At 60.1% G+C, this 24,696-nt stretch carries 18 protein-coding genes; 7 read left to right on the top strand and 11 right to left on the bottom strand.

Annotated features, from left to right (window positions below):
• Positions 1–165: 165 nt before the first annotated feature.
• From J2J99_RS06295 to J2J99_RS06285, 3 genes are read right to left on the bottom strand one after another with little or no spacing between them, the layout of a single operon-like run.
• Positions 166–1,386 carry an ABC transporter permease gene (locus tag J2J99_RS06295; protein ID WP_168294325.1) on the bottom strand — a complete coding sequence of 407 codons (1,221 nt, stop codon included), beginning with the start codon at positions 1,384–1,386 and terminating at the stop codon, positions 166–168.
• A 1-nt stretch (position 1,387) separates the two neighbouring features.
• Entirely contained in the window at positions 1,388–4,153 is a 2,766-nt protein-coding gene (gene rbbA / locus J2J99_RS06290) for a ribosome-associated ATPase/putative transporter RbbA (protein WP_168294326.1), read from the bottom strand.
• Entirely contained in the window at positions 4,150–5,247 is a 1,098-nt protein-coding gene (locus tag J2J99_RS06285) for an HlyD family secretion protein (protein ID WP_168294327.1), read from the bottom strand. Before J2J99_RS06285 ends, rbbA begins: the two co-directional genes overlap by 4 nt.
• A gap of 338 nt (positions 5,248–5,585) precedes the next feature.
• Between J2J99_RS06285 and J2J99_RS06280 the strand changes: the two genes are divergently transcribed.
• A complete protein-coding gene (locus tag J2J99_RS06280; RefSeq protein WP_168294328.1) occupies positions 5,586–6,932 on the top strand; it encodes a glucoamylase family protein in 1,347 nt (448 codons plus the stop codon).
• A gap of 144 nt (positions 6,933–7,076) precedes the next feature.
• Here J2J99_RS06280 and J2J99_RS06275 read toward each other — a convergent pair whose 3' ends face one another.
• The 6 genes from J2J99_RS06275 to J2J99_RS06250 form a co-directional block, all read right to left on the bottom strand.
• Positions 7,077–8,762 carry an ABC transporter ATP-binding protein/permease gene (locus J2J99_RS06275; RefSeq protein ID WP_168294329.1) on the bottom strand — a complete coding sequence of 562 codons (1,686 nt, stop codon included), beginning with the start codon at positions 8,760–8,762 and terminating at the stop codon, positions 7,077–7,079.
• A gap of 408 nt (positions 8,763–9,170) precedes the next feature.
• Positions 9,171–9,443, bottom strand: coding sequence for a TetR/AcrR family transcriptional regulator (locus tag J2J99_RS06270; protein WP_246735310.1), 273 nt, complete (start codon positions 9,441–9,443; stop codon positions 9,171–9,173).
• A 110-nt stretch (positions 9,444–9,553) separates the two neighbouring features.
• A complete protein-coding gene (locus J2J99_RS06265; protein WP_168294330.1) occupies positions 9,554–10,843 on the bottom strand; it encodes an alpha/beta hydrolase in 1,290 nt (429 codons plus the stop codon).
• Position 10,844: 1 nt separating this feature from the next.
• On the bottom strand, positions 10,845–13,886 hold the full coding sequence (locus J2J99_RS06260) for an efflux RND transporter permease subunit (protein WP_168294331.1): 3,042 nt from the start codon (positions 13,884–13,886) through the stop codon (positions 10,845–10,847).
• Positions 13,883–14,980 carry an efflux RND transporter periplasmic adaptor subunit gene (locus J2J99_RS06255; protein WP_168294332.1) on the bottom strand — a complete coding sequence of 366 codons (1,098 nt, stop codon included), beginning with the start codon at positions 14,978–14,980 and terminating at the stop codon, positions 13,883–13,885. The genes J2J99_RS06260 and J2J99_RS06255 overlap by 4 nt, the downstream gene beginning before the upstream one ends.
• A 1-nt stretch (position 14,981) precedes the next feature.
• A complete protein-coding gene (locus tag J2J99_RS06250; RefSeq protein ID WP_168294333.1) occupies positions 14,982–16,046 on the bottom strand; it encodes an efflux RND transporter periplasmic adaptor subunit in 1,065 nt (354 codons plus the stop codon).
• Between the two features lie 271 nt (positions 16,047–16,317).
• Here J2J99_RS06250 and J2J99_RS06245 point away from each other — a divergent pair, with 271 nt between their 5' ends.
• The gene (locus J2J99_RS06245) at positions 16,318–16,896 is read left to right on the top strand and encodes a TetR/AcrR family transcriptional regulator (protein ID WP_246735311.1); all 579 of its coding nucleotides are present in this window, start codon (positions 16,318–16,320) and stop codon (positions 16,894–16,896) included.
• A gap of 111 nt (positions 16,897–17,007) precedes the next feature.
• Here the strand turns inward: J2J99_RS06245 and J2J99_RS06240 are convergent, their stop codons facing one another.
• Together J2J99_RS06240 and J2J99_RS06235 are read right to left on the bottom strand one after the other, a co-directional pair.
• Positions 17,008–17,202 (bottom strand): hypothetical protein, encoded by a 195-nt coding sequence (locus tag J2J99_RS06240; protein ID WP_168294334.1) that lies wholly within the window; start codon positions 17,200–17,202, stop codon positions 17,008–17,010.
• A 905-nt stretch (positions 17,203–18,107) separates the two neighbouring features.
• The gene (locus tag J2J99_RS06235) at positions 18,108–19,001 is read right to left on the bottom strand and encodes a DUF2092 domain-containing protein (protein WP_168294335.1); all 894 of its coding nucleotides are present in this window, start codon (positions 18,999–19,001) and stop codon (positions 18,108–18,110) included.
• Positions 19,002–19,314: 313 nt separating this feature from the next.
• On the opposite strand from J2J99_RS06235, the gene J2J99_RS06230 reads away from it, so the two are divergent.
• The 5 genes from J2J99_RS06230 (at position 19,315) to zwf (ending at position 24,695) form a co-directional block, all read left to right on the top strand.
• Positions 19,315–20,001 (top strand): TetR/AcrR family transcriptional regulator, encoded by a 687-nt coding sequence (locus tag J2J99_RS06230; protein WP_168294336.1) that lies wholly within the window; start codon positions 19,315–19,317, stop codon positions 19,999–20,001.
• A gap of 76 nt (positions 20,002–20,077) precedes the next feature.
• On the top strand, positions 20,078–20,527 hold the full coding sequence (locus tag J2J99_RS06225) for a hypothetical protein (protein WP_168294337.1): 450 nt from the start codon (positions 20,078–20,080) through the stop codon (positions 20,525–20,527).
• Positions 20,528–20,894: 367 nt separating this feature from the next.
• Positions 20,895–22,169 (top strand): hemolysin family protein, encoded by a 1,275-nt coding sequence (locus J2J99_RS06220; RefSeq protein WP_168294338.1) that lies wholly within the window; start codon positions 20,895–20,897, stop codon positions 22,167–22,169.
• A gap of 97 nt (positions 22,170–22,266) precedes the next feature.
• Positions 22,267–23,037 (top strand): trans-aconitate 2-methyltransferase, encoded by a 771-nt coding sequence (gene tam / locus J2J99_RS06215; protein WP_168294339.1) that lies wholly within the window; start codon positions 22,267–22,269, stop codon positions 23,035–23,037.
• A gap of 140 nt (positions 23,038–23,177) precedes the next feature.
• Positions 23,178–24,695, top strand: coding sequence for a glucose-6-phosphate dehydrogenase (zwf, locus tag J2J99_RS06210; protein WP_168294340.1), 1,518 nt, complete (start codon positions 23,178–23,180; stop codon positions 24,693–24,695).
• Position 24,696: the final 1 nt, after the last annotated feature.

Here is a 24,696-nt window from a genome sequence, read left to right as displayed (position 1 = left end):
GCATCTCGGGGCGTCATCCCGTGGCGAGCTGGGAAGCGCGCCGCGGGAGAATGAGATCGTCGTCCGGGCGACGTTGATCGGACGATCGCTAACTGCGCATTCTGTTTCCAACTGCGACATGTGAAAGATGAAAGTAGAGCGGGCCAAACACCGGCCGCCAGGACTTCAGCTCTCAAAGATTGCGCGGCGGAAGCGGTACAAGGCAAAGCCGAAGTAGAGACTGCCGATGACTGTCATCGCTAGAATCTCCGGCCAGACAATCGAAAAATCGGCGCCGCGATAAAGCACCCCCTGGGCGAAAACCACGAAATGCGGCGTCGGGCTAATGATGTTCATGAGATACTGCAAAAACTCCGGCATGCTTTCCATCGGCGTCATTGCCCCGGACAGCAGCATCAGCACCAGTATCACCGGAACCGCCAGCAGACCGAACTGGCCCATCGTGGCTGCAATGGTACCGAGAAGAATGCCTAGCGCTGCGACCGTGAACACATAAAAGCACGTCCCGCCCAGAAACAGCAGGATCGATCCGGCAATTGGGACCTGCAGCCACCATTGCACCACAAGCACCAGCGACAGGCCGGTGGCGATCACGATGACAATGCCATTGGCCAGGATCTTTGCGAGCATGATCTCGGGGGGAACCACCGGCATCACAAGCAGATGCTCGACCGTCCCCTGTTCGCGCTCGCGGATCAACGCCGCGCCGGTCAGGATAATGGCCAGCATGGTGATGTTGTTAATGATCTGCATCACCGAGGTGAACCAGGCGGACTTCAGGTTTTGGTTGAACTTCACGCGCGTCACCATTTTGACCGGTTCGCTGCTCAGTCCTTCGCGGTTCGTTACGAACTGTGTCACATAGTTTAGGATGACGTTTTGGATGTAGGTCATGCCATTAAACGCCTGGGCAATGGCGGTTGCATCTATATTGAGTTGAACCGAAGGCTGCCGCCCGACCAAAATGTCCGCCTGAAAGTTCGGAGGAATTTCGACAACGAAAAGGAAGCGTTGCGCATTCATCGCTGCGTCGATTTCCGTCGATTGGATCTCCACGGCGGGTTGGAACGTGGGAGGCGTGAGGCCGTCCGCAATACGCCGCGAGAGGTCGGAACGATCCTCGTCGACGATGCCAACCGAAAGGTTGGTCGCCTCGGTCGAGGCGCCGGTGGCAGCGTCCACCGCAATGGTGAAGGAAAAGGCGACAAGCGCCAGGACAACCGCGTCAGCGCGTATGCTGCGCATTTCCTTGATCGTCAGCCGGTAGATGTTGGCGAGGTGTACCCATAGCTTCGACAACCGCAGGCTCTTCAGCCGGGTGGCCTCGGGTATCGCAGGCGGTGTTGCCTGTTGTCGTGAATCTATCCTCTGGTCCGATTGCGACATCTCAGCTCTCCTGCTTGCGCAGCAATACATGAGCGGCACCGAGGTAGCTGACCCCAAAGACCGCGAGCATGAGTGCATTGAACCAGAGATCAGAATAGCCGAGTCCCTTGGTGAAGGTGCCGACGCTGATCGGCTGATACCAAGCCGCTGGGAACATGAGGCCAATGACCCTTCCCGCGCCCGTAAGCGACGACACAGGTGTGAGGAGACCCGAAAAATTCACCGTGGGAATGATGGCGAGAACCGTGGTGGCAAAGACCGCCGCTACCTGGGTCCGGGTGAAGGTCGAGATGAGCTGTCCAAAACCGCAGGTTGCGCAAACATAAAGCAGTGTCCCGAGGGCCAGAGCTGCGAAAGACCCCTTGACTGGCACGTTGAAGAGGAAGATCGCCATCAGCAGCATGATAGTGAATGCCACCATCGCGATAACGACATAGGGGACCAGCTTGCCCAACAAGAATTCGAATTTGCTGATGGGAGTGGAGCGAAAATTGGCGATCGAGCCCGTTTCTTTCTCGCGCACGACAGCAATGGTCGCCATGACCGCCGGGATCAGAACCAGCACCATCACGATGGTTATCGGAACCATTGCAAAAATGCTCTTGAACGCCTGATTGTAGCGGAAGCGGTTTTCGATATTGACGCCGCCGAAATAGACGTTTGATGGCGCATTGGGGCCGAAGCGCTCAACAATGAGATCCCGCACGTACCGCTGCTCCAGGCCGGCTACGTACCCTCTCGTTGTCTCACCCCGGAACGGCATAGCTCCGTCGATCCAGAATGCGACCTCGGGCGGACGCAGGTTTTCAACATCACGGCCGAAGCCCGCGGGAATTTCAATGGCGACAGCAAGATCTCCGCTTCGCATGCGCTGCTCGAGTTCCGCGGTAGAGCTGATCGCAGGCCGCTCACTGAAATAATGAGAACCCGAGAAATTTTCCAGCAGCCTGCGGCTTTCGGGCGTCCGGTCCTGGTCGAAGGCGGCAAATCTCAGGTTCTCGACGTCGAATGTGATGCCATAACCGAAGGCGATCATCAGAATGACGGGACCGATGAAGGCGAACGCCATCCTGATGGGATCGCGCAAAAGCTCCATTGTTTCGCGCCGGGCATAGGCCCACAGCCGCCCGAGGTCAAATCGCCTGGACGAACGCGATTGGACGGGCTCGGTTGCCGTGATGCCCGCAACCGCCGAGGGTTGCGCCGCTGGTTCCGGCTTCTTCTTGTCTTCGCTTTCGCCGGCTTCCTCCAGGTAGGAGATGAAGGCGTCCTCGAGAGAATCGCTGCTGCGCTCCTTCACCAGTTGCTTCGGCGTGCCGACGGCGAGCACGCGTCCGCGATGCATCAGCGAAATGCGGTCGCAACGCTCGGCCTCGTTCATGAAATGGGTCGAGAGAAAGATGGTGACGCCATCGTTGCGGGAAAGATCGATCAGCGTGCGCCAGAAGGCGTCGCGCGCAACCGGATCGACACCCGACGTAGGCTCGTCAAGAATGAGGATCGGCGGCCGGTGGAGCACGGCCACCGCAAGCTGCAGCCGCTGCTTGACGCCGAGGGGTAGGCCTTCCGGCTTCTCATCGGCGACGTTCTTCAGATCGTACCGCTCGAGCAGTTCGTTGATCCGTGTGTCGATCTCGTTCGGCGGCAAACGGTAGAGCCGTGCGTGCAGATCGAGGTTTTGCCAAACCGTCAGTTCGCTGTAGAGCGAAAACGCCTGCGACATGTAGCCGACGTTTTGCCGCGCCTCCATGTCGTTAGCGCCCATCGGCTTGCCAAACAGCTTGGCCGAGCCTTCGGTGACCGGCAGCAGCCCGGTCATCATTTTCATAGTGGTGGTCTTTCCGCAGCCATTCGAGCCGAGAAACCCGAAAATCTCGCCGCGTGCGATGCGAAAGCTCACATGGTCGACGGCGACGAAATCGCCGAACCGGCGCGTAAGCCCTTCGGCCTCGATTGCCGGCGTCTTATCCTCCGATTCGACGCGCGGCCGCACGACCACCTCCTCGTGCAGACCGCGCTTTTCGGGCGGAAGGAGTGCTATGAAGGCGTCGTCGAGATTGGTCTTTTGCGCTTTGGCGAGGATCTCCTTCGGAGCGCCACGCGCAATGACCTTCCCCTCGTCCATGGCGGCAAGCCAATCGAACCGGCTCGCCTCGTCCATGTAAGCGGTTGCGACGATTACGCTCATCTGCGGCCGACGCGCGCGGATTGAATCAATGAGCTCCCAGAATTGCCGCCGCGACAGCGGATCAACGCCTGTGGTAGGTTCGTCCAGTACGAGCACATCGGGATCGTGCATCAGAGCGCAGCAGAGGCTGGCTTTCTGCTTCATGCCGCCGGAGAGCTTGCCGCAGGGTCGATCTGCGAACGGGTCAAGCCCGGTGGCTATCAGAAGCTCGTCGATGCGCGCGCGTCGCTCGGTCAATCCCTGGCCGAACAACCGCCCGAAAAAATCAATGTTGTCGAAAACGCTGAGCGTCGGATACAGATTGCGACCAAGCCCCTGCGGCATGTAGGCAATGCGGCCGTAGCTCGCCCGGCGATGGCTCTGATCCCCCATGTTTCCGTCGAGCACCGTGACCTGGCCGGTTTGAATCTTGCGCACCCCTGAGATGAGGGCGAGCAAGGTAGACTTGCCGACGCCGTCTGGGCCGATCATCCCCACCATGCAGTTGGCGGGAATATCAAGCGTCAGGTCGTTAAGCGCGAATGTCTTTCCATAGCGGTGAGTGACATGCTGGACGCTTGCGACGATGGCCGTGCTCATTCCGGCAGCCTCACGCTCAATACCGGAGGCCAAGGCACCTTGGGATCGGTGCGGACAAACCCAAGCCCGCGCACCCCGGTCTTGACCTGACGATGATACTTATCAAGCACCCGCGGATCGCCTTGGAGCTTGACCCTGAACATCAGCTTCTCCCGCTCCTCGGACGTCTCGACGCTCTTCGGCGTGAACTGGGCCTCGGTCGCCACGAAGCTGATCACTGAAGGGAACACGTATTGCGGAACGGGATCGAGGACTATGCGCGCCTCGTCGCCTAGCGTGAGCTTGCCGGCGTCGTCCGCCGGCAAATAGATCGTGAGGTAAACATCGTTCAGATCAAGAATAGTCAGAACGCGTTGTCCTGCAGCGACGACCTCGCCGGCGCGCGCGAGCCGGTACTGTACCCGCCCACTTCTGGGTGAGACGAGCACGAGATCAACCAGTATTGACTGGTAACGTTCGACGTCAGATTCAGCTACGTCAATTGCGAAACTGGCCTGATCCCGCTGGGCATTTGCCGCAACGTAGGCAGCCTCAGCTGCTTCGAACCTGTTGCGACGCTGATCAAACACCTGTGCCGACAGATTCCGGTCCGCAATTTGCTTCTTTCCGCGCTCATAGTCGGCTCGGGCGAAATCCAGATCGCTTTTGCGTTGAGCGATGAGCGCGTTCGCTTCAGCCAATGCCTGTTTGGATTTCAGGACTTGCGCTTGCGCGCCGCGCAACTGTGCCTCGGTTTCCGGCGACGAGATGGTGGCGACGACCTGTCCAGCCGTGACTTCGTCTCCCTCGTCCACGGTCAAGGTAGCCAGCCGGCCGGGATATTTCGCAGCGACATCGACTTGCGTTGCTTCGATTCGACCGTTCGACTTGACGATGCCGTCGGGCATCTCGTTCCCACGCAGCCGCGCGATCAGGCTCTCCACCGCCGATTGGGCTCGTTCGAGAGGGTTCTGTTGGTCCGATTGCGCCTGCGCCTTGACGATTAGAGGGAGCGGTTCTCCCTGAGAAAGGCCAAGCGCAGACGCGACCAATGACACAGAGACGCACACGAAAACAGCGCCCAGCACGCCGACGATCAACGGCCGAAAAAACATTCGACTCTCCTTCGAGTGTGATTGAGCACAGTGTGGTGTCAACATAGGTGCCAAGCGACCGTTCGCATTGATTTGGATCAATATTTGGCTCACGAGCCAACGGCGAAGATCGTCGCGCCCTACTCCACTTGAGGAGCTTGCATCTGGTACCCGCCCTCGACTTCGTCTCACCTTCCGCAGTAGGCAGAGGGCTCCACGGCTGGTCCCGATATCTTGATTCATATCAATTTGAGAACCCGGCTGCCGTGTTAGTGAAACTTCACGCTAGACCAGCTCGCAACGAACGGAGGCTCCCCTGGCTCCGGTGGAGCAGTCCGGATCGTCACGAGGTTTCGACTATGCGCGATACTGAGCCAAGGGCAGCACCCGACACATTCTCGATTGCAGACTTCGCCGAGTTGCCGACGGACTGGAGTCTGCTGCTGCAATTCACCACGTTGCTGTACTACCTGCAGGTCACGAACCCGGATAACGGCCTGATCCGCGACAAGACCGAGCCGAATGCCCCGGCAAGCATCGCGGCGATCGGGATGGGCTTGGCGGCAAGTCCAATTGGCGTGGAACGCGGCGTCGTCAACCGCGAATTCGCCGCGAAGGTCGCTCGCAGGCAATTGAGATATCTGCTGGAACTGCCGCAGGGACCGGAGCCAGACGCGTCTGGCTACAAGGGCTTCTTTTACCATTTTCTGGACATCGAAACCGGCCGCCGCGTCTGGCAATGCGAATTGTCAACCATAGATTCGGCATTCCTATTCGCAGGCGCTCTGACAGTTTCCACCTATTTCGATCGCGATACGACCGAGGAAGCGCAAGTCCGCCAGCTTGCCAATGAACTCTACGAGCGCGCGGACTGGAATTGGGCCTGCAACGGCGAGCCCACGCTGACGCATGGTTGGAAGCCCGAAACCGGATTCATCCCTCACCGCTGGCGCGGCTACGACGAGGGCTTGCTGCTCTACTTCCTTGGCCTCGGTTCGCCGACCCACCCGCTGGAGCCCGAGAGTTACGCGGCATACACGGCGACTTACGAATGGAAAAATATCTACGGCCGCGAGTTACTCTATTCAGGCCCGCTTTTCACCCATCAGCTGTCGCATCTGTGGGTGGACTTTCGGGCAATCCGCGACGATTTCATGCGCCGACGTGACAGCGACTATTTCGAGAACAGCCGGCGAGCGACTTTCGTTCAGCAGGAGTACGCCATCCGAAATCCGATGAACTTCGTCGGCTACGGGCAACATTGCTGGGGCTTCACGGCGTGCGATGGCCCCGGTTACATCACGCGGGAGGTCAATGGAATCGGGCGGCAGTTCTTCGACTACGTAGCCCGCGGTGCTCCCTTTGGCCCTGACGACGGGACGATCGCACCGTGGGTTGTCGTTGCCTCGCTGCCGTTCGCACCAGAAATAGTCGTCCCAACGATCCGCAACTTTGCACGAATGAACCTTGGAATGACCCGCCTTTACGGATTCAACCCGTCATTCAATCAGTCATTTGCAGTGAAGGACAGTCCCACCGGATGGTGGATATCTCCGTATCATTTTGGAATCGACCAGGGACCGGTCGTGCTGGCGATCGAGAATTACCGGACGGGCCTGCTGTGGAACATCATGCGCCGCTGTCCGCCGATTTTGGCCGGCCTGAAAAAGGCCGGTTTTGCGGGTGGGTGGCTCGATTCGATCTGATCGAGCACCGTGCCCTTCCCAGGCGTTCCGCATTTGAACTTTCGATCACGCGTCTTATCATTGATGGCTCCGCTGGATGAACTCTTGCAGCGCAAAAGGGCTTCCACAAGCGCGAGCGCCTTCCCTCGACTTTGAGGGTTAGAATCAGGCTCGGTTCGATGTCCACTTCCACCCGCCGTCCTCACCGTATTCGAGGACCGCGTGATAAAGACCACGCGAGTCATGGGCTCCGCCGTTGTTGATGCAGGTGATCGAACGCTCGGAAAGCAGGCGCAGTATTTTGCGGAGTTGTTCAGAACCCAAGGTCGTATCCACTCGATCCATGAAGACGAACCGCGGCGTTGCGAGCAGGACGTTTGCAACCATCAAAAGCTGCTGCTCGGTCAGTGAGAGCTCCATTTCCCAGCCTCGCTCCCTATCCAGCCCGCCCGCGAGGCTCACGAGCCGTTCGAGATCGAGCTCGCGCAGGACGTGGAAAATTCTCTCATCCGAATTTTCATCCGGGTTCTCCGAACGCTCGAGTATCTGTCGTAACGTGCCCGGCGGCAGGTAAGGTCGCTGCTGAAGAAACTGGATGTCGTCGGGCACAGGGCGAATTATTCGCCCTGTGCCCAGCGTCGGAATGCCCGCAGTCGCGCGGAACAAAGCCGTTCCCGCAGCGTGACTAGGTCCGGTTAGCAAGACGAGGGTCCCGACCGGGATCGTTACCGACAGCTCCTTTAAAAGGGGCGCGCCGTTCGATGACAGCAGGGTTAATCGCTCATAGGCCAAAGACCCTTCTCGTTCCACAAACTCGATGGCTGGCTCCGCGATTGTTTGCGATCTTTCAATTGCCTCCGGTAAGGAGTTGAGCCGGGCGACCACTGCGGCGAATGTCGAGATCGATTGATACTGGGTGACGATCAATGAAAAAGCGCCAACGAGCATCGCAAAGGCAGCGCCGGACTGGGTGATCACACCAAACTCGATTTCCCCACTTATGAAGGCGGGAGCAATGATCAGGGCCGGAATGATCTGGATCAGCCAATTGTAGCCGGTGGTGAAAAATCCGACATTGCGATTCACTGCGGTAATCCGGCGAAAATTGGCGGCCAGAGCCTCAAGTCGATGCGACAAGAGGATGTTCTGCCGCTCCTCGGCGCGTGCCAATAGGATTGACTCGGCGTTCTCCCGTAGATGAATGAGGCTGGAGCGGAAATCGGCCTCCTTATCGAGTTGATCGTAATTCAGATTGATCAGCGGCCGCCCCATGAGAAACGTCAGGCAAGAGCCGCAAGCCGCATAGAGAACGGCCACGACAAACAGCAAAGGGCTGATGGACCACAGCAGGCCAGAGAAGGCTACTATCGTGAGAGTGCCGTTAAAAACCATCACGACGAAGGAGAGCGTCGTGACGGTGAACGCTCGTACGTCATCGGCGATCCGCTGGTCCGGGTTGGTAAGTTGCCCCGAGACGCCCAGACGGTAATAGGTACCATTGGCCAGATAAAGTGCGACCGCGCGACGGGTTATGAATTGACGCCAAAGCAGTGCCAGCCGTTCCTCGACAAATCGAGCAATTACCGAAACAACAGTTAGGACGGCGAACACACTTACGTAAAAGATTGATTGCCGGATGAACTCCGGGGTCTGGCGGTCGGCGATCGCGGTGATGAAGTTTCGTCCGACGTAGCTGTTGACAACATTCAGTCCGCTAATCCCGCACAACAGCGCGATGAGCCCGGCAAACATCAGTTTGGCCTTCCCCCCGACATCGGAGCTCACGAAATCTCCGACCGTTCCGGCAAAGCGAGCTGCGGTTACCTTAAGCGGAATTTGTTGCCGATCCATGTCATCATTCCTTTGGCAACTCAGGGCATTGCAGCTCCGGCGTGAATCGGCATCTGACGCCCGTTCGGCGGCCATTAAAAAGCACCAGTTCACTCGAGATCAGAGCACGGTGGCGTCATCCTCGGCGCCGATCGCCACCTCGCCTGGTTCAATGTAATTGCAGAACTCAAGTTTCACCCTGGTTCCCTGACCTTGCGCCATACCGGGCATCGAGCATTGAGCTAAATCAAGAGGAACAGGCCGAGTGCTGACAACGCTGTCCGAGAGCAAACCGGAGGCTGTTCTTTACCTGCGCTTTGTCGTGATCCGCCTTATCTGCCGCCACCGATCTTCTCGGCGAAGTTCCCGGGCATTTGCCCGGGAAGCGCAAGACGCGAGCTAGGCAGGCGATAATCCTGGCTGTCGCCGTCACGCGCCTGCAGCATCAGGCGATGTTCTCCGAGCGGCTTCTTCCAGGGCGCTCGCCGCGCTGGTGAGCTCACCATCGCTGGATGGAGTGAAGCGGAGATCGGTTTCGAAAAAATTCCCGGTAATGGCATTCCAGATGACCGACTTGGAGGGAAAGACTTTGTACGCACTTGCCGGCGACTTCCCCAGCAGCCGAGCGATATCGGCAACGCTTGTTTTCGATGGCCCGTACAGCCGGCACGCTGCGGTGCCGGCTTCGATGATCGAGGACATATGGCTGGACTGTGGCCGGTTCTTATAGTCGTGCCGACCTCCATTCGCCAATCCTACCTGTTTCGCATGCCGGACGATCTCAGACAGCGTCTGACAGAGGCGGCGGACGATCAGTACGCAATCTGACCATCCACCATCTTCCTCTCCTTCGGGGAGAGTTCCCGCTTCAGGACTTCTCGCGCCTCCGGGCTGATGACCGCGACTGGAGCGGCAACGGCCACGCGCGCTGCCGAGCCGGCAAAATTGGCCGCTGTCATCCCGATCTCATCGGCAAAGCTTGCCTTGCCGCCCTCGAGGCTCTGCCCTGCCAGCCGCCGCCCGAGCAGGCGCACGATCTCGGGACTGTCGGCGAAGGCATTGTGGCCGAGCGGATCGTTCGTCGCGATCGCACTCGTGTCGATCACGGTTACGCCGAGTTCGTCGAGAAGAGGCGCATAGGGTCTCAGATCCGACCCGCCGACGCGGCTGACGCCACCTGATAGCCAGCTCGAGACCTCCAGCGCCTTGTCGCGCGTTGATGTCAAGATCACAAAGTGCGGCCGCTTCGGCCCCATCTCTGTGAACTGGCGACGGAATACGTCGATGTCGATGTCCGGGGATGCGAGAACGACGTTCTTCACCTTTGCCGGGATGGATTTCTCGCGCATGGCGACGCCGCGCAACGCCTCGGCCGCAAGCCAGCCGCCCATCGAATGGGCAAGGATTGTCACATCGGAGACGTCGGGACTTTTCACGGCCTGGAGGATCAGATCCTCCAGAGCGCGACGCGAATAGTTGGCGCTCTCCTTGTCGTAGAGGTAGTCGAAGACACGGCCCCTTGATGGCCAGGTAAAGAGGATCGGCGCGGCGTCGGTTCCCGAGTCATGAACGATCTGTGCGAAGCGGAAGACAGCGTCGGCGTAGGTGTTGTTGAAGCCGTGCACGAAAATGACGACCTGATGCTTGCTGTTGCGGTTCTTCCGGTACCAGTCGAAAGCCTGCCCCTCGGATTGCAACTTCGCGACCTGGGTGACCGCGAACTCCCTTTGCGGATTTGGCGGCATGCGGGAAGGCCATTGCACCTCTCCGATCTTGCGGTTCCGATCGGGCGGGAGGGAAACATCGACGCTATTAAGGGAGATCGCCGTCCCGCGGTCGCCGGTAAAGAGTTTCCCTGGATCCTCGGAAGGCTTGCGTGTCGTGGCGACGAGCATGGTGACATGGCTCGTGCCGGTTGGGGTCACGGCGAGAGGCTGAAGGACATCCTGTACCCGGTTGGCGCAACCCGATGTCACGAGCGACAGGGCAACGAGGACCGGCACGGCTCGGCCCGAGCGGGGAGCGATCGCCTTGGCGAACCCAAACCCAAATCGGGTGAGGCCCCGGGCAATGTGCCCAGGGAATGAGAGCGATATGGTCATCTCAGTTCTGCTCGACTTCGCGGCCAATGCGGAACCATGCGACGTAAAGCGCCGGCAGGAAGAGAAGCGTCAGCGCCGTGCCGACGACGATCCCGCCCATCATGGCGTAGGCCATCGGACCCCAGAAAATCTCATGCGAGATCGGGATCAGGGCGAGAGTCGCGGCGGCAGCGGTGAGCATGATCGGCCGCATGCGGTGCTCGGTCGCCTCCACCACCGCCTTCCACGCCGACATTCCCTCCGCGCGCAGTTCCTCGATCTGGACGATCAGGATTACGGAGTTGCGGATGAGGATGCCGACCAGCGCGAGCACGCCGAGGAGTGCGACGAAGCCCAATGGCGAGTTGCTGGCGAGCAGCGCCACGACGACGCCGATCAGCGCCAGCGGGGCAACCGAGAACACCAGGAACAGCCTGTGGAAGCTCTGAAGCTGGATCATCAACAGCGTCGCCATGATGACGAACATGGCCGGCGCCACCTTGGCAATCGGACCCTGCGACTTGGCGCTCTCCTCGACTGCGCCGCCGACCTTCAGGGAATACCCGGCCGGCATGGTCTTTTCGAAGGCAGAAACCTTGTCGGATAGCGCCTTCACAATCGTCGCCGGCTGTGTCGCGTCGCCGATTCCGGCTTTGATCGTGATCGTCGGAATTCTGTCGCGCCGCCAGATCGTCGGCTGTTCGAGCTCATAGTGGAAGGTGGCGACCGATGACAGCGGCACGGACTGACCGCTGCTGCTCTGAAGCTGCAGGTCGAGCAGGGTGTCTATCGAGCCGCGCTCCTTTTCCGCGGCACGGCCGATGACATCGACCAGGTAAATGTCGTCCCGGACCTGCGTGATAGCGTTACCCTGCACGACGGTGTTGAGCGCCATTGCGATATCTTGGGACGAGACACCGAGCTGTCGTGCCTTGTCCTGCAGAACGTCTATCTTGACGACACGGGCCGGCTCGTTCCAGTCGAAGGCAAGGTTCCTGAGGTAAGGATGGGTGCCGACGATCGAGCCCAGCTTCTGTGCGAGATCGCGCACCGTCTGCAGATTTTCGCCGGACACACGGTACTGGATCGGCTTGCCAACGGGGGGGCCGATGTCCAGAAGCTTCACGTAGGCGTCCGTTGCCGGAAAGGTCTTCTGAAGGTAGGCTTCCATCTGCCGCTTCAACTTGTCGCGAACGTCGAGGCCCTTGGTGACAATAATCGTCTGTCCGAAGGAAACGTCAGCTGGCTGCACGTCGAAGGAAAGAACGAAGCGCGGCGCACCCCTGCCAACATATGTGGACCAATGCTCGACTCCAGGATTGTCGGCCAGCATCTCATGTTCGAACTGGGCCATCTGGCGGCTCGTTTCGGCGATCGAACTGTTCTGCGGCAGGTTCCAGTCGACGATCAGTTCGGGACGGTCGGAACTCGGGAAAAATTGCTGCTGCACCATCGACAGACCGACGACCGATCCGGCGAAGAGAAGAACCGTCGCGACGATCGTCATCCAGCGCCAGCGCAGGCACAATTGCAGCACGTTCGCAAACCGACCCTTGTGCTCGGCATGCTTCTTCATCGTCTTCGGCAAAATGGTCACGCCGATCAGCGGCGTGAACACGACCGCGACCACCCACGAAACGACGAGTGAAACCGCAATGACGACAAACAGGGTGAAGGTGAACTCGCCGGCGTTGCTCTTGTTGAAAGCGACGGGGATGAAGCCCGCGACCGTTACCAGTGTGCCGGTCAACATCGGGAACGCAGTCGATGTGTAGACGTAGGTAGCGGCTTTCGTGAGACTGTCGCCCGCTTCCAGCCGTGCAACCATCATCTCGACGGCGATCATGGCGTCGTCGACGAGAAGGCCGAGCGCGATGATGAGGGCTCCGAGCGAGATGCGCTGCAGCGAGATGCCCGTGTAGAACATCACCATGAAAGTGATGGCGAGAACCAGCGGGATCGCTATTGCCACCACCAGGCCTGCCCTCATCCCGAGGCTGATGAAGCTGATCGCCAAGACGATGGCAACCGCCTCGAACAGGGCCTTGGTGAAGCCCCCGACGGCCTCCTCGACCACCTTCGGCTGGTCGGAGACTTTTTCGACGGAGACGCCGACTGGAAGCTCCCGGACGATGTTACCCATCGTCTTTTCGAGCGTTTCCCCAAAGGCGAGCAGGTTGCCGCCCGTCTTCATGCCAATCGCGAGCCCGATGGCCGGCTTTCCGTTGAAGCGGAAGAGCGACGTCGGCGGGTCGACGTAGCCACGGGTGATCGTTGCGACGTCGGTCAGCGGGAAGAAGCGGTCGTTTACCCGAAGATTGATCCCACGCAACGTGTCCTCGGAAATGAACCGTCCACCGACCCGCAAAGCGACGCGCTCGGGCCCGGTTTCGACAAAGCCGGATTGGGTGACCGCGTTTTGCGCCTGTAGCGTGGCGATGATGGCCGAGCGGTCGATGCCGAGGGCGGCGATCTTGCGGGTGGAGAATTCGAGGTAGATCACCTCGTCCTGCGCCCCGACGATGTCGACCTTGCCGACGTCGGGAATCTTGAGGATCTGCGTTCGGGCCTTCTCGGCGAAATCGCGCAGTTCCCTCTGGCTCAGTCCGCTGTCGCCCGTAAAGGCAAAGATGTTGCCATAGACGTCGCCGAACTGGTCGTCAAAGAAGGGTCCCACCACGCCTTGGGGAAATTCGTGCTTGATGTCGTCGATCAGGTTGCGGACCCGCAACCATGTGGGCTTTACGTCCCGTGCATTCGTGTCGGGCAGCAAGTCAACGAAGACGGTCGTCTGACCGGCTGTCGTGATGCTGCGCGTATGTTCGAGGTTGTCAAGTTCCTGCAACTTCTTTTCGATGCGGTCGGTAACCTGCTGGGTCACCTCTTCGGCAGAAGCGCCGGGCCACTGGGCCTGGATCACCATCGTCTTGATCGTGAAGGATGGATCTTCTTCGCGGCCGAGCCCGAGATAGGCAAAGGCGCCCGCTACCGCGAACATGATCATGAAATACCAGACGAGAGAGCGATGCTTGAGCGCCCAGTCCGAAAGGTTGAATCTATTCACGGGCGCGGCTCCTGTCCGAGTTTCACTTTCTGTCCATCGGTGAGTTCTTCGACTCCGGCAACGACAATCTCTTCGCCTTCCTGCAGGCCTGCTTGAACCAGGACGGAACGGGGGGCGGACGCCGGGCCGTCGAGTTCAACCGGCCTCAGGACGACCTGGGACGTGGCGCGATCTACCACCCATACCTGGCTGGTACCGCCTTCATGGCGAATGGCTGAGAGCGGCAACGTGATCGCCTGCTTCCCTTCTCCGACAAGCGGCGTCGCAGTGACCACGGCGCCAAGGCGGAAGATGTCCGGCGCCTGATCGATGCCGATCTTCAGCCGATAGGTGCGGGTGTTCGGATCGGCCTGCGGCGCGATCTCGCGGACCACGCCAACGGCCTGGATCGTGCTGTCGAGCTGGAGGGCGACGTTGAAGCGGTCGTTCAGGCGAACGCGACTGAACTGCGCTTCCGGCACATCGACGACCACGTCGCGCTGCTCGAGGCGCGCCAGTTTCAAGACTGGTTGGCCGGCCGAGACGGTCTGGCCTATTTCCGCGGAGGTGGCGGTCACGACGCCGTCGAATTCGGCTCTCAGTTCGGCGTAGCCCAGTTGCTCGCGCGCCTTCGCAAGGCTGGCCGTCGCTTTCGCGACATTGGCGACAGCCGATTTGAGTTGCTGTACGGCGAGATCATGATCCGCCATGCTTGCCGCACTGCTCTGCACGAGCTTTCGCTTGCGTATTTCGGTCGTCTCGGCGTTCTCCAACAGCGCCTGGGCGTTGCGGAGGTCGGCTTCGGCGCCGTCAACTGCGAGTTGAAGACTGAGGGGATCGATCTCGGCGAGGAGATCACCCTTGTGGACCAGGTCGCCGACATCGACCTTGCGAGAGACCATTCGCCCGAGCGTGCGAAAAGCCAGGTCGGTCTCGATGCGGGCCCGCACCACGCCGGGCGAGCTTGCCGCTTTGTCCCGTTCGGCCGTTGCCATGACGACCTTGACAGGACGGGGAGCCGTCTCCTCCGCTGCGACGGAGTTCTGATCGCAGCCTGCAAGCGGCGATAGCGACAGAAGAAGCGGGAGAGCGGTGCATATGCGATTGAGTGTCATCTCACTTGCCTTCCCAGGCGACTGCCTGGCCTTCCTTGAGAAATTTTCCGCCTTCGGTGACAACCAGGTCTTGAGGGGCGACGCCGCTGGTCACGATGAAATCGCTCTGGCGGTATCGGCCGACGGAAATCTTGCGGAGCGAAACGGTATGGTTTTGGGTGTTGACGAGCCAGACGGCGGGTTCGCCGTCGGCCGATGCGATCGCGGTGTAAGGCAGCACGATTCCGTCGCGCGGCGCGGTGCGCAGCTTGGCCACGACGGGCGTTCCAAGCGGCCATGACGTGTTCTCCTGAAGCCCCACCTTGATCCGGATGGTGCCTGTTTTTGCGTCTATGACCGGCGAAACCTCGCGGATGTTGGTGTGGACGTCTCGCGTGGGGTCCGAAACCGGTGCGACGAGGACGTCGTTCAAAGGACGGCCGTCCAGAAAGAATGCTTCAAAGACATCAAACACCGCATCTCTTGGCCCGTCGTGGGCGATCGTGAAGGCCGGTTGCGCCGCTGAGACGACCTGCCCCGCTTCAATGCTGCGCGCCGTGATGATGCCGTCAGCGGCCGCTCTCAACTCTGTGTAGGACAGCGCGTCCTTCGCGGTCGCGAGCGCGGCCTCGGCGGCCTCGAGGGAAGCCTGCGCGCTCAGAAGCTCTTTCTGGGCATCGTCAAAGATCGCCCGCGGAACCGCCTGTGACTGCAGAAGCGACGACGCCCGGTCGAAGGCGAGCGTCTTTTGCGCGAGGACCGCCTGCGCCGACTCCAGTGCTGCGCGGGCGACACTGACGTCGGCCTGTTGCTCCGTGTCGTTCAGCCGGGCCAGGACATCGCCGGCGTGGACATGCGACCCGACATCGACCTTTCTCTCGAGAACCCTACCGCTGACGCGAAAGGAAAGTTCGGTCTGGACCCTTGCCTTCACCTCGCCGGTGATCTCCGCACCGGGTTGATACTGCGCGTCCGCGGCCGAGACGGCGCGAACCTGCTGCGGCGGCGGAGCCACTTCTGCTTTTTCGTCGCAGGCAGCCAGAACTGCGCAGGCGAGACCAATTCCCAGCAATCGAAAGGACTGCATTTTTTGCTCCGGTACGGTTTGCGAAGAAAGCCGCGTTGTTGATCGGCCAGCTTCAATCTGCTGCCAGGCTCATGCCTGATGTTGACAGCGCCCACTTAAAGACTAAAGTGGGCGCTGTCAACATAATCACGAGAAAATGTTGACAAGCGCAACATGCAGATAGGTGAAGCAGATGCAGTTAGCCGGGAATCCGAACAATTCCAGACCGATGGAACGAGTTGAAAAGAGTACATCGAGGGCGGAACGGAAGGCGCGGCGGCCCCAGGAAATATTGGAGGCCGCATTCGAGGAGTTTGCGGCAAAAGGTTATGCGGCGACGCGGGTCGAAGACGTCGCAGCCCGACTGGGGATAACAAAGGGAACGATCTACTTCTATTTCGCGACCAAGGAAGTTCTTTTCCGGGAAATGTTTCGCCACGACTCGACGTCATCCGCTGATCTGTCGACCGCCATCGCCAACCTTCGGGGATCCTGCGCCGACCGGATCCGCGACCTGCTGCTTATCGCTTATGAGAACACGGCCAACAACCGAAAGACGCGAGAACTCCTGCGCTTGTCCATCGCCGAAGGAACTCGTTTTCCCGAACTGGTCGATTGCCTTCATGGGCAATTCATCGCACCGACGCTTGCAGCCCTTACTGCCTTGGTCGAGCAAGGCGTGACATCCGGAGAATTTATACAGGAGGCGGCGGCCGACATGCCGGGCGTGCTCGCGAGTTCGATTTTTCAGGTTACCGTCTGGCGGCTGATGTTTGCGGATCGAAAGCGGATCGACGGCAGGGCGCTTATGGAGGCGCACATCGACCTCGTTATGAACGGGGCTCTGCAACATTCGGGACGAGCCGCGTGACTTGGGCAGATACGTCAGAGCGGACAGAGCCGTGTGGTTTAGTGCGCGCGGCAAAGGCCGGATGCGTCGTGCGACGTCCGGCCTGAACCTCTTCCTCATGCTGAGTTGAATCTAGTAGTCCCTACCAGGTACGCGATTGTAGTCCGACGGCGGGGTTTCGCCCGAGACCACGATGTTACCCTGGATCCTGTAGACGATCCGTAAATTGGCGGCCGCAGCCTGAAGCCAGCCGACCGCCTCTTCCGACGTCCATGCCGTGCCTTCCGGTGGAAGGCTCTCAAACAGGCCGGCGATCAGAGGATTCACAGACTGGGAGCTGCTGTTGCCGCCGCTCTGGTTCCGCCTGTCTGCAACGGCCTGGCCGGAGCGACTCTGATCGGAAGAGCTCGCATATACCTCGCCAGCAGAGCCTGAAGGACTGGCGTGTGACGAACTTGAAGAGCCCCCGTGCGACGAACTTGACGACGCCGCGTTGGCAGAGCTCTGAGCACTGCCGTGGGACGAACCGGAGGATGCTGCGCCAGAGGAGCCCGCAGCGGATCCAGACTGATCTGCATAAGAGGAATACGTCCTTCCACCGGTGCCCGACGCGGCTGCCGCACCGACGGCGACGCCTGCCGCATACCCGCCCAGAGCGTAGGCTTCGCGGCGATAGTATCCACGCCCATAGTCTCCACCTCCATATCCACGCCCATAGTCTCCACCGCCATACTCAGCGCGGCGGTGATCTCCGCGACCATAATATCCACGGCCAAAGTATCCGTTGCCGTTGCCCGAGACCTTGAGATCGCCTGAGTTGTTCACGGTGAGGTTGCCCGAGTCCTTCGCGACGATATTGCCCCCGGCGTTCGTGAAGGTGCGGTTGCCGGCGATGTTACCGCCCGAGTTCACCGTGTTGCGGATGTTTCCAGACAGGTTGCTCGCTCCGCGGCCTGGCCCTTCCGCCAACCGCCCCTTTGCGCCACCGACAATTGGCATACGAGTACGGGGGGTCGCTGGCGGACGGTTCTGCGCGCTCACCGGCGGCCGAGCGTGGCTCGCCATCGGCGGACGCGCGGGACCGCTCGGTCCTCCCGATGGGAAATGGGGTGGCCCTCCAGACGGCAGGGGCGGCGGACCGCCGGGCGGCGGCGCAAACTGACCGAAGGCGACGTCGGATGTGATGGCCGTAAAAGCGAGAAAAGCAAGGCAGCTGCGCTTCAGATAGTTCATCACCGGCTCCCTTCCGATCCCGACGCGACGGCTGGTGTCGGATCAATCTTTTTCGCATCGGCCGGAGGTTCAAAGGTGAATTCGGAGTCGGACAGAGGGGGCTGCGTCGTCCAACTGGTGAACTCTGCAACGAAGCTTGGTTGGCCTTGCAACAACGGGTAGGTGACGACCAGACGATGGGGCTTCGCCGCGTCATTCTTCTCGACCCACAACTCCACATCGATGCCGGACTTCTGTGAGAAGAGCAGATGACGGCACTCGATCCCGTCGACGGTAGCCGTGCCCACCTGCCGGGCCGCCATGGCATCGCCCAGCAGAACATCGTCCGGTGAGCCTGCAAAAAGGACGCCGAGCGGAAAATCGAAGTCCAGCTTGTCGGCGATCTCGTCGAGCGCGGAGGATATGTCGCCCGACGCCGGGATCGTCATGTATTCCTTTCTATCGGGAAACAAGACCGAGGCCGCCTTGCCGTCGTAGAATAGATCGTGTCTGCCGTCATCGCCGATAAACTCGACGGCGATCCGATCGGGCCGGCGGGCGGCGATTTTCATCGTATGGAAGATGTGAAGCGGCTGTCCGAATTCATCCAGATAGACGCTGACCGTCCTTGCCGTGATCGACAGGTCCCTGGCATGCAGAGTCTTTCCCATCTGCGAGACGGCCGTCGCCGCCTCGTCACTGATCTCCGGCTTGAACGAAGGTGCCGGTTCATCCGCTCGGGCTGTCGGCAGTGTGGAGAATCCCACAAGAACGCCGAATGCGGCCGTCTGAACGACACTCCGCAGCATCGCAATCACTCCACGGGCGCCCGCGCCATCGACAAAGCGGTTCGTAGCCACCTCAGGTCGGCGGACCTTCGTCAAGGGTCGGCGCAAACCATTACAGACTTCCATGTTCATTTCCTTTGACACTAAACGAGATAGCGCGAGCCCACTGCGGCTCGTCGCGCGGTAGAGTTGGTTCGGGATGCGGGAGCGTTTCCGTCAGACAGCGCTACAAAGGGTGGCGTCCGCGGTGCCTCTTGTTTGTGACGGGATATTGATCGGCCATCGATGTACCTATTTTTTGTAGCGTGGGCGCCGATCGTCTGCTCGCAACGCGGCGCGCCTATGTTGACGTCGCCCACTTAGAGAGAAGAGTAGACAATGTCAACATTCTACGATCAAGAATGTTGACATGAGCAACTTAACAACCTAGTGGATTGTTATGACCAAAGACATTTCCATCACAGACCAGCGCCCCTACCACCACGGCGACCTGCACAGGGCGATCGTCGAGGCCGCGCTCGACGTCCTCAGCGAGTCTCAAAGCACGGAATTTTCGCTGCGCGAGCTCGCCCGACGCGCGGGCGTCAGTCACAATGCCCCGTACAAACACTTCGCCGATAAGCGCGAATTGCTGGCCGCCGTCTCGGCGGTCGGATTTGAGCTCCTTGCAAAGCGGATGGCAGATGCGACGAAGGAACTCGACAGTCCGCGCGAGCGACTGGCGGCTATCGCACGCGCTTACGTTTGCGGCGGCGTCGACAATCCAGCGCTCTACAGATTGATGTTCGGCGGCTACCTTGGTGGCCAGGACAATGGGCGCCCTGCGATCGAAAGAACGGCGGCCTACCGCATGAAAGCCGTTGTCGTAGAGGCGATATGCGACGGTGCTCTCGGACGCCTCATTCCCAACAATGCGGCAAACGCGCGCACGATCGATGGGGCCATTCTAATATTCTGGTCGCAAATGCATGGCCTGACTTTGCTGCTGGTAGACAGCCTCGTCGGTCCCAGCGGCAAGATTGAGGATCTGAGCGAGGGCGTGTTTCAAGGCATGCTCAACGGCTTGGCAAATTGTATCCCGGAAGTGCCAGACGGCGTGTGGGTGGGGCCTCCGCCTGCCGAATAGAGGCCGGGGCTGATTGCGATCTGTGCGCTGTCATTCATGTGCCAAGCGCGCCGGCCCGTTCCGAGAGGAGAATCTCATGGACGCATATATCTCTGCTCTAATGGGTCTTGCCGGCATCGCGATTGGCAGCCTGACCTCGTTTGCCAGCACATGGATGACGCATCGGTCACAGCTGCGGGAAAAATATCGGGAGGTCGAGATTGCCAAGCGCGAAAAGCTGTTTTCCGATTTCATCGCCGAAGCCACCCGGCTTTTCGGTGACGCACTAAGCCACCAGAAGGACGATGTTTCCGATCTCGTACTGCTTTATGCGTTGGTCGCCCAGATGCGTCTGATTTCATCCCGCCCGGTCGTGAATGCAGCCGAACTGGCGATGGCAAGGATCGTCGAAACCTATTTGACGCCCAATCTTTCGCTCTCCGAAATCCGGGATCTTGCCCGTTCCGGCGCGATGAACTTTCTCCTCGATTTTGGTGAGGCTTGCCGGGCAGAATTGGCGACGGGGCGCCTATCTCCCCTCCGATAAGGATTTGTGAACTCGGTGGCAACGCGATCGCCAGCTTTGGCGCAAACGGATGCTCCGCCATTTTCAAAACTGTCACATCAGCATCCTATAATGATTTTTGCCCCGAGCCTCTTGCGCGGGAAGCGTTTCAACGCCAAAACGGCAACATGCCTGATAGCGAGCCATCCAGTATAAGCTCCGCCCGTTCCAGCCTGGATCTTCCGGCCGAGGAAGCTGGCGACCATTGTAGCAGGCGCGATGACGCCCGCCTCGCCTGGGATATACGACGATGGAAAGACGATGGGCGATGCTGATATAGCGTCTATGCGAACGGGTCGCCGCCTCGCCTCACCATCGCGGCATTAAAATCTCAACGAATAGGGTCCCTGTGTTTCTGGAAATTGGAATTGTGGCGCTTCTCACCATCCTCAATGGTGTGCTCGCCATGTCTGAGCTGGCTGTCGTGTCGTCTCGAACAGCCCGCCTGAAGGTCCTCTCCGACAATGGCAGCAAGGGTGCAGCCCAGGCCATCAAACTTGCCGAAAATCCCGGCCGCTTCCTCTCCACGGTTCAGATCGGCATCACGCTGGTCGGTGTCCTCTCCGGCGCCTTCTCCGGAGCCACGCTCGGCGGCCGCCTGTCGGGATGGCTGGAAGCACAGGGAATGTCGTCGACGGCCGCCGACGCTGTCGGCGTCGGTTCGGTCGTCGTCGCCATCACCTATCTTTCCTTGATCGTCGGCGAACTTGTCCCAAAGCAGATCGCGTTGCGAGAACCCGAAGCCGTCGCTGCGAGGGTCGCGCCGGCCATGGCGCTGCTTTCCAAAATTGCGCTGCCGCTCGTCTGGCTTCTGAACGCCTCCGGGAACCTCGTGCTCAAGCTGCTTGGTCAATCAGGAAAAGGCGGCGACAATGTCTCCGATGAAGAGATCAAAACCGTTCTCGCCGAGGCGCAGTCGGCCGGCGTGATCGAAAGCGAAGAGTCGGCGATGATATCAGGCGTCATGCGGCTGGCCGACCGCACTGCCCGGGCGCTGATGACGCCGCGGCGCGACGTCGAAATTATCGATATCGACGACAGCCTTGAAGAAATCCGGGCGCAGCTTCACCGGACCAAACGGTCGCGGCTGCCCGTTCGCAAAGGCAGTTCCGACGAGGTGATCGGCATCCTGCCGGTCAAGGATTTTTACGATTCGATGTCGGAACATGGCAGCGCCGATATCAAGGCTTTGACGCAGGATGTTCCTGTCGTTTCAGACCTTTCGACCGCCATAAACGTCATTGAAGCCATCCGGAAATCGCCGGTCCACATGGTGCTGGTCTTTGACGAGTACGGCCATTTCGAGGGCATTGTTTCGTCAGGAGACATTCTGGAAGCGATCATGGGCGCTCTCCAGGAGGGACCGGTCGACGAGCAGGCCATCGCCCGCCGCGACGACGGCTCCTACCTGGTGTCGGGCTGGACGCCGATCGACGAATTCGCCGAATTCCTGAATCTCAAGCTCGACGACGATCTCGAATATCAGACTGTCGCCGGTCTGGTTCTGGAAGAGCTGAAACATCTGCCGGAACTAGGTGAGAGCTTCACCAGAGACGGATGGCGCTTCGAAGTCATCGATCTCGACGGCAGGCGCGTCGACAAGATACTTGTCTCTGCGGAGTGAAGGCCGGAGCCTTTGATATCGTCGAGACCGACGGAGCAACATCGACAAGATCGGCATCCGCCAGGGGAAATGTGGCCCGGCATCAGGAGGTACCGCCATGGCATGGTCCGCCCAGCAATATGTGAAATTCGAGGACGAACGCACACGACCGGCGCGTGATCTTCTGGCGCAGGTGCCGCTGCAGAGCCTTCGCCGCGCCATCGACCTCGGCTGCGGGCCGGGCAATTCGACCGAACTCGTCATCGAGCGTTATGGCGCCGACGGCGTCTCCGGCCTCGACAGCGACGTCAACATGCTGGAGGCGGCCCGCAAGCGGCTTCCCGGCACCGCCTTCGTCGAGGCCGATCTCGGCAGCTGGCAGCCGACGGAGGCCGCCGACCTGCTCTTTGCCAATGCTGTCTTCCAATGGCTGCCCGATCACCTCGACATTTTCGACCGGCTGATGGACGGGCTTTCCTCAGGCGGCGTACTCGCCGTGCAGATGCCCGACAATCTCGGCGAACCCTCACATCTGGCGATGGAGGAGACCGCCCATGCCGGTCCGTGGAAGGCCGCCTTCGAGGAGAAGAGCGTGCGCCGCCAGCGATTGGCCCCGCCCTCGAGCTATTACTCCAGGCTGATCGGCAAGGCTTTACGCGTCGATATCTGGCATACCATCTACAACCACCCGATGGCGGATGCGGCTGATATCGTCGAATGGGTGAAGGGCACCGGCCTGATGCCCTATCTCGCCCATGCCGGCGAAAAGCACCGCGAGGCGTTTCTGGCGGATTATCTGGAGCGGGTCGAAAGGGCCTATCCGAAGATGTCAGACGGGCGGGTGCTGCTGCGGTTTCCGAGGATCTTCATAGTGGCGGTAAAGGGATAGCCGGCTGCTGCCGGGATACCTCGCTTTGCGCCGATAGCTGCCCCCGGATGCTGTCAAATGCCCGTTATCCTTCTCCTCATAGGTTGCGGCAAAACCGCCGCGCATTATAGTCGGCGGGCAATCTTAGGGAGATGACATCGATGGACGCAGCCCCCACCCCGCCGGTCACCCTCGTCATCTTCGGCGCCACCGGCGATCTGACCCGCCGGCTGCTGATGCCGGCAATCATCAACCTGACGCGCGAGCGCCTGGTCGGCGAGGATCTCCATATTCTCGGCATCGGCATCGAGCCGGGCGACGACGAATTCCTGCGCGGCCGGCTCGACGCATTCCTCGACCATCTGAGCGGTGGCGAACAGACGGTCAAGGACGCAGCCTGGGAGAGCCTGCGCCGGCGCATAAGCTACACATCGGGTGATTTCACCAAGGACGATATTTTCCTCGAGATCGGCAAACGGCTGGGTCCGCATGCCAATGCCGCCTTCTATCTCGCCGTGCCGCCGTCCTTTTTCGGCACGATCGTCGAAAAACTGGCCGCCCACCGGCTGACCGATGAAAGCGATGGCGTCTTCCGCCGCGTCGCCATTGAGAAGCCGTTCGGCACCGATCTCGCTTCGGCGCAGGCGCTCAATGCCCGTATCCTTGCGCAGATCGACGAAAGTCAGGTCTACCGTCTCGACCATTTCCTCGGCAAGGAGACGGTGCAGAACCTGATGACGGCGCGTTTTGCCAATATGATGATCGAGTCGCTGTGGAACAGCCGCTACATCGACCATGTGCAGATCACCGCCACCGAGGTCGTCGATGTCGGCAGTCGCGGCAAATTCTACGATGCCACGGGCGCGCTGCGCGACATGGTGCCGAACCATCTCTTCCAGTTGCTGGCGATGATCGCCATGGAGCCGCCGAACAGCTTCGACGCCGAAGCGATCCGCAACGAGAAGAGCAAGGTGCTGAAGGCGCTGCGCATCTATACGCCCGAGGAGGCAAAGACCCATGGCGTGCGCGGCGCCTATACGGCCGGGCCGCTCAACGGCGTCGAGCTTCCCGCCTATCGTGATACCAAGGATGTCTCCCCCGACAGCCGGACCGAGACCTATGTGGCGCTGAAGCTCTATGCCGATACCTGGCGCTGGGCCGGCGTGCCCTTCTATTTGAGAACCGGCAAGGCGCTGACCGCGCGCGACACAGAGATCGTCATCACTTTCCAGCCGGTGCCCTTCGCGCAATTCCGCGAGACCGAGGTCAATCGCCGTCTGCCGCCGAACCGGCTGGTGATCCAGGTGCAGCCGGACGAGGGAATGAGCATGGAAATCTCGATCAAGACTCCGGGGTTTTCGGTCGATACCACGCCTGTTTCCCTCGACTTCCGCTATGCCGACAAGTTCGATATCGGCAAGACCACCGGCTATGAATCCCTGCTCTACGACCTCTTCATCGGCGACCAGACATTGTTCCAGCGCGCCGACGGCATCGAGGCCGGCTGGGCGGCGGTACAGCCCTTCCTCGATATCTGGGCAAAGGACCCGAACACCCCCGAAGCTTACAGGCCGGGGAGCATGGGACCTGACTGCGCCGATCGCCTCATTGAGCGCGACGGGCGGCAATGGCATGAACTTGGTGTCCTTCTGCATCGCAACGGCAAAGACGGCAAATAGA

This window comes from Rhizobium binae (assembly GCF_017357225.1).
Lineage (GTDB): Bacteria > Pseudomonadota > Alphaproteobacteria > Rhizobiales > Rhizobiaceae > Rhizobium > Rhizobium binae.
Note: the sequence above shows the minus strand (reverse complement) of the source record. Positions and strands in the feature narration are given on the sequence as shown.